Genomic DNA, 13,344 nt, shown 5'->3' with positions numbered 1-13,344 from the left:
GATAAAACGATGAAAAAAGAAAGAAGACTATTTTTAAAAGGAGCATGTGTTGCAGCCGTTGGCGCTGCAGGCGCATCTGGCCTAAGTATCGCCCACTCTGGCGGTCAAAAAGAAGATAACAGCACAAATTGCAAATATGCCCTTATTCATGATGAAAACAAATGTATTGGTTGCGACGCTTGTTCCGTCGCTTGTCGTGAAACCAACAATGTACCAGAAGGGGTTAGCCGTTTAGATATTGAGCGCGAAGGGCCTTTTGGTGAATATCCCAATCAATTTTATCGTTTCACCCGTAAGTCCTGTCAGCAATGTGAAGGCAAACCATGCGTTAACGTTTGCCCAACGGGCGCTGCCTACCATGATCCTAAAACTGGCATTGTCAGCGTTGATGAATGGAAATGTGTTGGTTGCTTGTATTGCATCGCTGCTTGTCCATATCAAATTCGCTTTATTAACCCCGTCACTAAAGCCGCTGATAAATGTGACTTCTGTAAGGAGACCCGCTTAAAAGAAGGTCGCCTACCAGCATGTGTTGAAGCTTGCCCAACAAAAGCGCTCACCTTTGGTGACCTTAAAGATCCACATTCACAAGTGGTTGAAGTCCTTAAAACGACGCCTAACTACCGAAGTAAAACCGAACTGGGTACACGCCCTAAAGTGTTCCGTATTGCTTCCCAAGAGGGAGAAATCAAGTTATGAGCCCATTCCATTTTGACAGCCTCATTTGGCACTGGCCAATCGCCATTTACTTATTTTTAGCAGGGATCTCTGCTGGGGCAATTTGTTTTGCAGTATTACTAAAGCACTTCAAATTGGGTAAAAACGCTTATAAGTCTAGCTTTGTAAGAGCTGCATGTCTTATTGCTCCTCTTGCAGTATTTGCTGGCCTTGGGATCCTGGTCGTTGACTTAACCAAGCCGTTTGATTTCTGGAAAATTTTGGTTTTCTACAACCCAACTTCAGTGATGTCAGTGGGCGTTGCTGTACTGATGGTTTATCAAGTGGCTTTATTCTCATGGTTGGCTTGTTTATTCCAAGAGCCTATCCGTCATTGGTGTAATAACCGTTGGCCTATCGTCGATAAAGTGCTGGATATTTTGTTAAAGATGGAAGCAACGATTACAGGGTTACTTGTCATCTTGGCACTATCATTAGGCGCCTACACAGGCTTCTTACTGTCAGCATTAACCACATTCCCAATGCTGAATAACCCTGTACTACCAATGCTGTTCTTAATCTCGGGTATCTCTTCTGGCGCGGCAGGCACATTGCTAGGTGGCGTATTAATGAAAGGCAACCCTGATGGTAAAGAAGTGCACTTTATCCATAACATTGAGATCCCACTTATCCTGCTTGAACTCGCTTTATTATTTACCTTCTTCGTAGGGTTAATTTTAACCGGTGGTCAAAGTCAGGTTGCTGCACTCAATGCCATTGGTGAAGGTTTTTGGGGCTGGGTGTTCTGGGCAGGGATTGTCGTTGTCGGTCTAGCTATGCCGCTTGCATTTAACCTATTTATGACAGCATCAGCAAAACGCAAATTCTCTTATGTCGCCATCACAGCAAGTTGTAGCCTATTCGGTGTCCTCTTGCTTCGTAATTTCATTCTTTATACCGGTCAAATGACCGTAGCTTAATCATTATTTAGGAGTTAACCATGCTTAAAGTTTTAGGACTATCGATTTTACTGAGCTTCTCTGGTGCTGCATTTGCTGAATCAATTGCAGACACTCATACGGACATGGCTGGATGTGAAGCTTGCCACATGGATGGTGAACCATCAGCAGATATGGCGTATGAAAACCAAACCTGTATCGATTGTCACGGTGGATTAGATAGTATTGATGGTGAAATTCATCAACAACATGATGGCGTTTTAGATTGTGGAACCTGTCATATCGTGCATGAAGTTCAAGATCCAAACGATACTTGTGCTGACTGTCATTAGCATATAAAGCGCTTCGTCGAACCATTCACGAAGCGCATTAATTAAACCACCAGCAAACAATGTCACTGTTAAGAAATCGTATCATTAAGCTTTTTAAAAGTGACTGTTCAGTCTTACCCAAAGCACTGAAAGTGATTAATAGCCATGTAATTGGCTAATCCATCGAAGAAATGACTTTAGCCATTTCGTCGTATTAACAAGGAAGTCATTGGGCAGGATGCCATTTTACTTGTATCTATTGCACGTTAACTAAGTACTTTGCCGAAAGGTATTGCCCCTTATGCAAAGTGAGTGCACCCAACCTCCAAATGGGTTCGCCACCCTTTAAAGGGTGGCTTTTTTAGCGATTGGCCTATATTTCCCTATTATTCTGGAAACACTTCTAAGGTCAAATAAAGGCTAAAGTGCTTCACATCTATATCTGCTGCATCTGGAGCATCAACATGGGTTTCTGCAATTAATAAGTAAAAACCTGCTTGGCTTGGGGTAAAACTAATATCACCATTTTGGCTCACATCCAAAATTTGCTCATCTCGGTCATTACGGTGACGTGTTCCGGCTTTAATCAATTTCACTTTAGTGTTTGTCGTTAAAGGTTTTCCATTGAAAAGCAATTGAAACTGTGCAGTTTCATTAGCAAATAAATCATTCGGGTGGTTTTTTTTACTCACGATTTCAACGCCAGTCCCAGTAGGCGCAATCGCCTGTTGAGTCGCACTGTTTAACGTCACAAACGTTTCTACCCTTGATGCTGTTGTTCGACGAACCACCTTTGTTGCTCCGGCAGGAATTTCAGGTGACGGCCCCCATAAACGAGCAGGCTGACCTTCAGCGTTAACAAAGGTAGTCATAAACACATCCGGTTGTACCAAGCCGACACGATACGTCCCCTCATGAGCTAAGGTCACATCAGCAACAGACATACGTGAATACGCCGCCCATTGTGTGTCTAATGACACCTTGCCATCTGGCGCAATCACCGTGTATTCAAGGTTTGCAAAATATTCTTTTAGCTCACCGACATCTCGTCCTGAACCACTGTCGCCCAATGGTCTATCAGGGTGAAAAATATCATTAGAAATACTCGCCAATACGGTAATAGATTGAGGTGCTTCACCTGATAACAAGGTATGAGACGGCAGAATAAACCGTTCGTGTGCCGTGCTAGTAAATACGGCAAATACACTTGCTATCACCACGACTGCACGTGAAATAAGCTTAACGTTAACTGACATATTGATCTTCCTATTTGATAAGTAATGTAACTGTGCCTAGCTCTTGTTTTCCTTCAAGAACCAACTGCTCTTGTTTGTTACTGGGGTATGAAAACGTTTGGCGTAAATATTCGCGACTCCCTTGCTCTCTGACTGACTCAACGTGTAATACATAATCGCCTGCTGGCAGCATTGCTCCTGTTCCCAATCGACCATCCCAATGAATGCTATACACTCCCGGCTTACGCGTAGCGCCACTCACGGCTTGATAATCAGGTGAATCACTACGACCTATTTTTCGCCACCACTGGCGTAAGTCTTTAAACCAGTCAGCTTGTTGTCGCCAAAAAGCCAATGTATGCACTCCCTGACGCTGCGGAGTTTCAATCCAGATCGCCACATACGGTTTATGGTATGGCGCAGCTTTTATATCTGGAATCTCAACCGACACCGTAAACTCCTGAGCTTGCAGCCAAGTGGGTGTCATTAATAAACCGATAAGTAACAACAACGCGATCTGTAGCCGCACCATGAGTTTTGTTGCATTATTTTTCATTGAATTTCTCCTTGTTGCGATTACCTTGGCACCGCTATCAAATACACCACTAAAGGTGTAATGCTGCCCAATGCCACCACCATTAATCCCATGCGGCGGTGTTTGGCGTTTTGAAGCAAAATAATCAACCCTGTAATCGAAAACAGTAAAATCAGCCCTGCGGACACATCAATCACCACAGACCACACATTGCCGCTATGCCTGCCTTTATGCAGGTCATTCACTAACCCCAGTAAGCCTTGGCTACTGTGTTCAATTTCAATGAGTTGGTCATCAAGTAACACGGTGACAAAGGCATAACCTGCAGGCAAAGGGTAGTCAAAGGTGATTTCGCCCATGTCCACCAGCACATCAATACTGCGTGGAGAAGCCAGTGCCGTTTTTTGTTCGATATAGGCTTGCAGCGCGTTAAGCGGATACTCTCCTTCAAACTGAGCAAATCGCACAGGTAAAGGTAAGCTTTGGATTTCGCTTGTGGCTTGAGCAGTCCAAGAGGGGTGATTAAGGGTAATCCCCGTAAGGCTAAAAAAGACTAACAGGGAAAATAAAGTGCATGACACATAAATGTGTAACCAGCGGCAAAAGCTAAAAAAGCGTTTTGCTTTTGCCGTACGTAGCCATGAAGTTGCCATTAGAATTGATATGACACCGTGGCCTTAATATTACGGCCAGGTTCAAAATCTTGCAGATACAACTCGCCAAATCGAGGATGGAAAGACACCCCTGTACGAGAAGATTGCGAAGCATAATATTCATCAAATAAGTTATCGACACCTGCAATAATGGTTAACCCTTCAACCGCTGCAATATCCCATCTGGCATTGATGTTATGCACGGTATAACCTTGCTTACTGTTATCAAGACTTGCACCGTCTAAATCAAGTCCAGCAGGCACGTCATCGGCATAAAGCAGTTCCCAATTAAACGACAATCCCATGTCATCCAATGCATAACCTAAGGTTGCACTGACAGTATCACCTTGTTGTCTATCTAATCGTGCTCCGTCTAATTCACTATATTGTTCAAATGCCTGTAATTCACTTTCAGCACTTGAGTAGGTTACCGAGCCTGAAAAACCACCATTGAGATAATTAATGTAGGCCTCATAACCTTCAATATCCATATCGCCGATATTGTCTTTCCAATAACGACCTCCAGAAGTAGCAGGTGCTGTAGCATAATCGTAGATGTAGTCATTGATTTCGGTTTTAAATACGGTTGCCCCTAGGGAAATATTATCATCACCAAATGCTTCAAATTGATATGCAAAAGCTAGCTCATAGTTAACCCCAGTTTCGGCTTCAATGTCTTGATTGGTGGTGTCATATAAACCTGCGCCGACAAACACTTCACCAATTTCAGGCCCCTTAAATAACTCTGTAGCACTGACATTAAACACTAAATCATCAGTAGGCTGAATGGCTAACGCTAACGCCCATGCAGTATTATCAAAGTCGTTATCAACGACCTTAGAATCCACTGAATATTGGTCATAACGTAAGCCAGGGATCAAACTGATGTAATCGTTAAAGGCAATTCGATCTTGAACAAAAATAGCAATGTTTGACGATTCTTCAGCAGACTCATCCGTGCTAGCAGTGTATCGAGCAGAGTAATCTGTATCATGTTTCACATAATCAAAACCATAAGTAAAGTCATGCTCCCACAGAGCTGTCAGCGTGGTTTCACCTAATAAGTTTATGCCTTGATTCTTTGCCTCTCCGGTGACAATCGCAGCCCACCCTGCGTAATCAGGATTATCCGCATAGCCCGTTTCATCACGCCACAGCTCGCTGGTATTGGAGTATGCTGCCGCTTTTATCAAGCTTGACGCCAAACTTAGCTCGTAATTAAGCGCCAAGGTGTCACGCGTAAATTTCGTCGGCCAAAGCAGTGGCACATTTAATGACTCGGTAATAGCGATATCAGTTGCAAGCCCCATATCAGGGCGGTAGCTGTAGTCACCTTCGTCGGTGTACTTTTCATAACTAAGTTGAATACGCTGATTATCGCTCGGCTCCCAGCCGAACTTAATTAGTGCATCATCAAGTTCGCCCTCAAGCCCTCTTACCGTGCCGTCGGTACCTTCAATGACATCGCCATTTGAATCGGTAATTTCTCCGCCACCCACTTCGTAATTTTCACGATTGACCAAATTGTAATAGCCAAGAAAATCAACACTGTCAGTCATCAAACCATAAGCTGTGGCTGAGTAGGTTTGTCCAGAGTTATCGCCAGCCCCCACTTGCACGCGTCCACCAAATCGTTCACCCGATTGCAATAAGTCACGTGCTTGTTTGGTTTCAAATCTTACCGAACCACCTAAGCCACCGTTAATGACTGAATTGTTACCCACATCGATATCAACTGACTTCAAAATATCAGCGTGAATTTGCAAGTTACCCATGTGGTGATACATGTAGTTATTTTGCTTAGCACCATCAATCGATATGTCTAAGTCTTTATCATCCATGCTACGAATCGTAATACGCTGATTTAATGAATGTGCTCCGCCAACATCCACACCAGGAATGCTGCGTAATAAGTCACTGATATGATCAGCCTGTTTACTGGCAATGGCTTCTTCTTTTAAATACATAGAAGAGGCATTTACAGTGGTACTCCATACTGTCACACGTTCTATTTCAGTGTCTTCAGACTCAGCCGAAAATACCGCTGAAGAAGTAAGCACTGTAACAACAGCTAAGCTTGTCGAACTTATTTTAAAGCGCTTGGGTAACATAACGATTCCTTGTGGATGAAATTTATTCCGAACAACTGTAATGAGAATTATTATCATTATGTTATCACTGTGTTATGGTGTTTGTTTCACTCATTGTTATGCGAAATCGCCAAGCTGTTATGCGCAATCGCCATTTACTATGAAAAGGCAACTTAGGTATGAATACACGCTTATCAAAGGTTGAGTTATCAAGAAAAATCAAAGATGCAGGCTATGAAGATGCTTTTATTGAAGCAAAAGATATTGCTTCAAAGGAGCTGATTACCGGTAAGGTGTATTTTAAAAAACTGCCCAGTGGTATTGATGTTCACTGCGTTAATATGACAGAGCATACTGAGGGTTATAGCAACTCGCAGATTGATGCCTGCATTAGCATTAATGTATTACTCGCCGGTAAGGTTAGCTTTGCACTGGAACATCAACGCTATGATATTCAAGCGCAAAGTTCGCCTGTATTATTCATCAACATTATCAATTCACAGCAGATATTTACTCGGTTTTTTACTCAGCAACAGCAGGTAAAAAAAGTCAATTTAAGCATTACCAAGCAATGGTTATTAACCCGCTGTGGCAGCATGGCTGACAGGCTGCATATTGAGAAAATATTTGCCTCGGCTCAGTCTGTTTTTCAGTGGCCATGCACTGAAAAACAACTAACATTAGCCGCTGAGCTGTATCAAAAAAGCCTCGATGAAACACTTAACTTCCAATGGGAATTAGAGCAACTGGCATTACAATTTTTTTGTGACAGTTTTACGCTACTGAGTGACAACCTCGATCGAGATGCGATTCCCCCAAAAGAGCCTGACGTTAACAACTCCCCTATACCAGTAAGTCAGTTTGATTTTGAGGCAAAAATTGAATCCTTACTATTTGAATCATTATCTCTCAAACAAATCGCTGACAAACTTGGCGCGAGTGTTAGTACCTTACAACGTTATTTTAAGTCCCATCATCAACTGACACTCAAAGAGTACATCCGCAATCAGATCCTTGAGCATGCCAGAAGACGCCTTATTTTTGACAATCAATCAGTGGGGGAAGTGGCATACCACTCAGGATACAACCATGTTTCTAACTTTTCTTCAGCATTCAAAAAGTACTTTTCGATGACGCCAATTGAAATGCAAAACCAATACAGAAACCTTGATTAACTAGGCTTACACCACCACTTGCTTAAACAAGTTTTGCACGATAAACAAACCAATAAAGCACGCTACGGCCGATAATATTGGTGTGATAACCCAGCCCACTAATATCTTACCTAATACAGGCCATTGAATTGGCAATCGCTTTAAAAAAGCAATGCCTATCACGGCACCAATCACGGCTTGCGAGCTCGATACCGGCACCAATGGAATCGCTGGTAAGCCCATATTTACAAAGCCATTTGACAATGACTGCGACGAGAAAATAAATAGCACGATGGAATGCGCCATTACCACGACCCATGCGGTTACAGGTGTCATTGAAATCAAGTTACCACCCACAGTCATCATCACTTTTTTAGAGTAAGTAAATACCCCAATACTGATAGCAACAGCCCCTAAGAAAAACAACTGCATCGCCCCGGTAAACTCTATTCCTGCCAGCTCGATGGTATCGATAGGCGCGCTTAATACAAACACCCCCATCACATTAGCAATGTTATTCGCTCCTAAACTGTAGGCACCAAAAGCGCCAGCTAAAATCAAACCGACTCGAGTCCATTGGTCAAGCTGGAATAACCCAGGACGCCACCAGTTAATTGCTTTGGTCACTGCCTTATACAACAAAACTGCTGTAATTGCCGCTAAGATTGGACACATCACCCATGTGCTTAAAATTTTAGTGAGCACTTCGGGATCAGTTGCCATGCCACTGAATAGGTTCCAGCCAATAATCGCCCCCACAATGGCTTGCCCTGTGGATACTGGTAAACCTGATTTTGTCATTAAGTACACGGTTGTCGCTGCAGATAAAGCCACTGTGAAAGCACCACCAATAGCTGACACTTTACCCAGCGCACCTAACGTATGTGACGCACCAGCACCACTTATCACAGCGCCTAAAATGACCATCACCGAACAAATCATCGCGGCAGTAGAGAACTTCACCATCCTTGAGCCAACAGCGGTACCAAAGACATTCGCAGCATCATTTGCACCCAGTGACCAACCTAAAAACAAGCCACTTGAAAGAAACACCCAAATCGCAATATCCATTTGCACTCCTTACTGAACGCGTTTTAACGTGAAAATGGCTACCCTGTCACTGATGTCTTCGGCTAAATTAGCCACTTGATCAATTCGGTCAAAGAAATAACGCAGCTGCACTTTGTTAATAAGTGGCAAGTCTGTATCAAATAAAATCGTTTTAGCTCGAGTACAGGCTTTATCTGCATCAGACTCAAACATGATCACTTTTTGATGATATTCCTGCACCCGCTGTAAATCGGTAAAAAAGCTTTTGGCGCACAATAAAGTGTGGTCAATGGTATTGCCTACAGCCTTAAGTAACACCATCAAATCAGCCTCAACCGCCTGAGGGATTAATGGCTTTTCAATTTGCAGGTGCAAACCTATAGTCTCTTGGCGATTGATTAGGCGGTCAGTTAAATCGATAAGTGACGCTACATCACCCCGTAAATCTGGAATAAGCGTCTTTCGATATAAGGTTTGTTCAATTTCTCGCTTGAGCACATCGGCTTCATGTTCAATAGCTTGTAATTCAGCTAACGCATTGGAAAACTCATCACTATTAGCGCCATGGGTGAGATACATTTGCCACATATAAACAAACTTATGTTGCGCTAAGGTCACTTGATCTAGAAATAAAAAAACATTGGTTTCGGTAGACTGACTCTGAGAAAGAAGCGTAGAAATCCGAGAAAAGCCAAACATTGGCATCTCCTTGTAGTATTGATAATGGAAGGTAAAGCGAAAACATGACCGGGCACTACCAATGGGAGTGAGGGTGATAATACCCAGTCATGGGTGAGTGCGGGAAACTAGTTGAATCCTTTACTCATTTTAAAAGTGGAACTTGTTTTCGAACCACTATGACCCTGCTCATAACCGACAGATTCAACTTGTTGGTATAAGTATTGGTACATTTTTTCTAATTGCGCTTTGTCTTTAACATGCCCTTTAAACGAGAACTCATTAAAGCTGATACGTGGCTTACGGTAGTATGGAGTCCATACTTGAAAGTCCACTTCTACATTATCAAAACGCTTATCTTTTACCGCCCCTTCCCAGCCATGGGTGCGCATGACCATTGTTTGAATAACCTCATCTTGATGAGCTTCATAGATGTCGCCAACGATGTCCCACAACACAGAATGGCGCTTTAACACCTTAAATACCGAATCGATATCCACGTTTCTGACATCAATATCTGCTGGAGAATATGGCACGTCATAACTCACACTGTATGCCGCTTTACCATCGGTATAGTCAATTTCCGCTTTACGGTAATTAGACAGTTCACCAAAACTTTCTGGGTCAGCTGCACGTAGTTTCACGGTAATTTTACTTTTGCGAGGCTTACTCACATCTTCACGCACACGGATATTGATATCCTTGGCTTTGAAAGCGCGATTTGGCGTATCTAAGTAAGTCACCAATTTGACTTTAAGGCGCTCTTCTAAATCGATAAAATTAAATGCTTCTTTAAATTCATCGGTTTGCTTAGTCGCTGCATAAGGCATCGTTTTAGCTGTACCCGTATTCACGTGATACTCAAGTGAAGTAAACGCATCTGGCGATAATGCATAGGCACTAGAGCTTAAACACACATTCACCAAGCCAATTAAAAATAGATTATTTCGCATCAACATATCCCCTTAAATTAGAATGCAAATTGCAATCTGGCTTGGAAAATATTGCCATCTTGATCGTACATTTCGACACCGTTAATGTCGGTATATGGCTGCTTATAATCCGACTGACTGCGAACATAGTTAAACTGCGCTTTTAGGTTATTTTCTAAGTACCAGTTTACCCCCACGATGTAATCGGTTTTTTCTCCGCCATAGATATCGGCATCGGTATCATCGAAGTTAGCAACATCCACACGTGCAGCGATTTCCCAAGCACCATAGCCACCAGCAGAAATCGCATTTTCAGGTTTTACTGATTTAAAGGTGCCTTTCTTACTACCATAGTTCCATTGCTCGCCCGTTAAGGTATACACAGCTTGTAAGTAATAGGCATCAACGCTTACCGACTCATCGTCAACTTGATCCGCTTTTGACGTTACATATTCACCTTGGATCAGTAAATTACGGTGCTGATAAGCCAACTCTAAGCCATAACTTTGCACTGATTCAGCATCAAACTTGCCAGTATCAATAGTGCGGCTAACGGGTTTACTGCTAGGTCTTGCACGGTAACGCATTTCTTCAGCTTCACTATTATTGTTGGTGTACATACCACTCACACCAATATGCAATAAATGATCACTGGTATTAATCGGCGCCATAGTAAAGCGGCCGTTGTAGACATCTTGTTTGAAGTTTAAATCATCATCATTGATGTTAGCGGTTGTACCTAAGCCCAGCATCAAGTTGTAATCATTACCTTTATACAACCATTGCACACCCACATTACGATCTGGTGAGAAGGTATCTGTGCTCGCACGCTCTAAAAAAGCAAGGTGAGCAGAACTGCCTGTCGCCTCTAAGCCGAAGCCAAATTTTTGAAAACCAATTTCAAGCTCTTGGTTCTCCCAGCCACGGTAACTCACATTGGCATCTTTGACTTCTACTTCTGATTCCCCATCAAAATCAAATTCTAACGAGTACTTCCAAACATTTGAAAAGTAACCTTCTACACCAAAGCGGACTCGTCGGAAGTCGACCGTGTTTGCTCCGCCTTCAAATTCACGTTTACTGCCAGTGTAGAAATCATCAGAGTTCACATAGTCCAATTGAATACGGCCAGAAAACTCCATGGTCGACTTGCCGTCTTTCGATATAAACTCTGGTGACGGGCTGCTGCTTGAGAACGTTAATCGGTCAGTTTGATTAGCGGCATCTTTTGCTTCAATTAATTCCATTTCTAGTGCATCTAAGCGTTCTTCTAGTTCTGTCACACGGTCGCTATCAGCTGCCATTGCAGCACCTGAAAAACAAAATAACGATATCGCGACAGCCTTAGCTACGCCCGAAACTGAAAACACATTTTCTTTGCTCATCTTTCTCTTCCTTAGATTTATTTTAAGACTAATGTGGAACAAAAATGTTTCTATCCTGTTAGGCATAGAGTAGATCTACAGCAGAAGAAAAAACATGATCAACATCAACTAATTACAACTTAATCTGACAATTATTAACTAATGAGATCTGAGTGCAACTTGTTCATTGTCGGGTGTTTTTTTATATTAGGCAGCCGAATCCCGCATTAGAATTGTCTCAATTCAAACGCAACGATTCCCGGTCTTTTAGGTTAAATTACCTGTATGGTTTTAGGCTTTATATGAGAAGCGATTTGAGCGCCGTACCAGCCGATAAAATCAGAAAGTAATTATTTAACCTGTTCTAATCTATGGATCCCTTTACGGCTGGTCGTGAGTTTATAGCGTTGATAAACGCTATCAGCATCGGTTTTAATTTCTACAATAACGTTTATGGGATACACACTGTGCACATTGTATTGTTTTATGTTGTTATCTGTTTCTTGCCAGTGACAACGAATGGTTCTTGGTAAAAAACGTAAACGCTTACTTAAATTAAGTGTCAGTTTGTCTCTAAACTTAAATAAAGGTTCTTCGCCATTTTTTAAATGTGATTGATATAAGCGTTTATATACCAACGCTTCTTGGGAGCTATGACTATCTGCACGGTAGAATCGTTTACGAAGCTGATTAATTTTGGCAGGTAAGGCCTCAGCCTTTTGTCGATACAAGGTTTCTTTGGCATCAAAAACAAGTTGACCAGAGTCGGCTTGATGAAAACGATAATGATGCTGAGAGTATTTAGAAAAATACTTCTCCATAAAATAGTTACGCCCCAATTCCTTGATGCGGTCTTTAAAAATATATGACAACACCAATGAAAAGAAAAAAGGGGTCGAGAAATTGCCAAAAGCCCTTTGGGTTGCAAAAGCCACTCCCGTGGCAAACGCCATTGCTAATGCCGCAGCAAAACCAAAAATAAGTTGCTCTGCCACTTCGCCGTTTTTAAGTCGCTTACGAGATAATTGATAAGGTCTATGAATGACTCGTTTTGCAATATGTAAGCGGTTAAGTAACTTTTCTCTGCCAGCTTCTGATTTAGGCATTAACGTCAGATTACGCAGTTCAGCCTCTTCGGTTAACCGATGAATGTGAGTATTCAGCCAAGCTTTTTCTTCTTTAGATGCCTTATGTTTCGCTTCTAGTAAACACTGGTGATAGTGGTAGCTAATGACATGCAATGCCAATTTAAATAATTTACTTTGGGTAACACCCGCTTCATTGTCATGAACCTGTGAGAACTGCTCTATTCTGTCCCCCATAAACCGTAATCGCCGAGCACTGCCAATGGTAAGATCTTGCTCTGTCATTTGATGGGAAGGTAAAAAGTCTTCAGGTTGTAAATCGAGTAACCCGCAAACAAATTCAGATAAGGCCAACACATAACGACGTTGGTTGGCCTTAGCTGTAGCATAAGCAGTTTGCTTAATGATCAATAAATCACGATCAATAGTATTACAGCTGATGGGGTCAACTTTAATAAGCTGCTGTTGCTGTAGGAGATTATGATAAAAACTACTTTTATTCATGACGTCGCTATTGTCAGCCAACTTAGCAGGATAGAAGAAATACACCTGCAATTGCACTCGACTTAACTCAGGTGGAATTTCCAGCTGAATCGTTAAGTGGTACTCATCGGCTATCGATAGCGACAACATGACATTCA

General features: G+C 42.3%; 13 protein-coding genes. 4 read left to right on the top strand and 9 right to left on the bottom strand.

Annotation, left to right across the window (positions count from 1 at the left end):
• The first annotated feature begins 9 nt into the window (after window positions 1-9).
• Genes J8L86_RS18670 through J8L86_RS18660 form a run of 3 tightly spaced genes read left to right on the top strand, consistent with a single transcriptional unit; the run spans window position 10 to window position 1,948 of the window.
• On the top strand, window positions 10-699 hold the full coding sequence (locus J8L86_RS18670) for a 4Fe-4S dicluster domain-containing protein (protein WP_065110482.1): 690 nt from the start codon (window positions 10-12) through the stop codon (window positions 697-699).
• Window positions 696-1,637, top strand: coding sequence for a cytochrome c nitrite reductase subunit NrfD (gene nrfD, locus J8L86_RS18665; RefSeq protein WP_211031263.1), 942 nt, complete (start codon window positions 696-698; stop codon window positions 1,635-1,637). Before J8L86_RS18670 ends, nrfD begins: the two co-directional genes overlap by 4 nt.
• A 20-nt stretch (window positions 1,638-1,657) precedes the next feature.
• A complete protein-coding gene (locus J8L86_RS18660) occupies window positions 1,658-1,948 on the top strand; it encodes a cytochrome c3 family protein (protein WP_055024119.1) in 291 nt (96 codons plus the stop codon).
• A 365-nt stretch (window positions 1,949-2,313) separates the two neighbouring features.
• Here J8L86_RS18660 and J8L86_RS18655 read toward each other — a convergent pair whose 3' ends face one another.
• From J8L86_RS18655 to J8L86_RS18640, 4 genes are read right to left on the bottom strand one after another with little or no spacing between them, the layout of a single operon-like run.
• Complete coding sequence (locus tag J8L86_RS18655; RefSeq protein ID WP_211031262.1) at window positions 2,314-3,183, bottom strand: DUF4198 domain-containing protein; 870 nt, start codon at window positions 3,181-3,183, stop codon at window positions 2,314-2,316.
• 10 nt (window positions 3,184-3,193) lie between these two features.
• Entirely contained in the window at window positions 3,194-3,718 is a 525-nt protein-coding gene (locus J8L86_RS18650; RefSeq protein WP_211031261.1) for a DUF2271 domain-containing protein, read from the bottom strand.
• 20 nt (window positions 3,719-3,738) lie between these two features.
• Window positions 3,739-4,350 (bottom strand): PepSY-associated TM helix domain-containing protein, encoded by a 612-nt coding sequence (locus J8L86_RS18645; protein ID WP_211031260.1) that lies wholly within the window; start codon window positions 4,348-4,350, stop codon window positions 3,739-3,741.
• Entirely contained in the window at window positions 4,350-6,461 is a 2,112-nt protein-coding gene (locus J8L86_RS18640; protein WP_065110478.1) for a TonB-dependent receptor, read from the bottom strand. The genes J8L86_RS18645 and J8L86_RS18640 overlap by 1 nt, the downstream gene beginning before the upstream one ends.
• A 158-nt stretch (window positions 6,462-6,619) precedes the next feature.
• Between J8L86_RS18640 and J8L86_RS18635 the strand changes: the two genes are divergently transcribed.
• Complete coding sequence (locus J8L86_RS18635; protein ID WP_211031259.1) at window positions 6,620-7,615, top strand: AraC family transcriptional regulator; 996 nt, start codon at window positions 6,620-6,622, stop codon at window positions 7,613-7,615.
• 6 nt (window positions 7,616-7,621) lie between these two features.
• On the opposite strand, the gene J8L86_RS18630 is transcribed toward J8L86_RS18635, so the two are convergent.
• From J8L86_RS18630 to J8L86_RS18610, 5 genes are all read right to left on the bottom strand, one after another.
• Complete coding sequence (locus J8L86_RS18630; protein WP_080917260.1) at window positions 7,622-8,665, bottom strand: inorganic phosphate transporter; 1,044 nt, start codon at window positions 8,663-8,665, stop codon at window positions 7,622-7,624.
• A 9-nt stretch (window positions 8,666-8,674) separates the two neighbouring features.
• The gene (locus J8L86_RS18625) at window positions 8,675-9,343 is read right to left on the bottom strand and encodes a DUF47 family protein (protein WP_055024112.1); all 669 of its coding nucleotides are present in this window, start codon (window positions 9,341-9,343) and stop codon (window positions 8,675-8,677) included.
• Between the two features lie 107 nt (window positions 9,344-9,450).
• Window positions 9,451-10,275 carry a hypothetical protein gene (locus J8L86_RS18620; protein ID WP_211031258.1) on the bottom strand — a complete coding sequence of 275 codons (825 nt, stop codon included), beginning with the start codon at window positions 10,273-10,275 and terminating at the stop codon, window positions 9,451-9,453.
• Between the two features lie 17 nt (window positions 10,276-10,292).
• Window positions 10,293-11,639, bottom strand: coding sequence for a porin (locus J8L86_RS18615; protein ID WP_055024110.1), 1,347 nt, complete (start codon window positions 11,637-11,639; stop codon window positions 10,293-10,295).
• A 329-nt stretch (window positions 11,640-11,968) separates the two neighbouring features.
• Window positions 11,969-13,336, bottom strand: coding sequence for a hypothetical protein (locus J8L86_RS18610; protein ID WP_055024109.1), 1,368 nt, complete (start codon window positions 13,334-13,336; stop codon window positions 11,969-11,971).
• Window positions 13,337-13,344 lie beyond the last annotated feature (8 nt).

It is taken from the genome of Shewanella sp. MMG014 (assembly GCF_018100775.1).
GTDB classification, from domain to species: domain Bacteria; phylum Pseudomonadota; class Gammaproteobacteria; order Enterobacterales; family Shewanellaceae; genus Shewanella; species Shewanella japonica.
The sequence above is the reverse complement of the archived record's forward strand: the minus strand, read 5'-3'. Positions and strand labels throughout refer to the sequence as shown.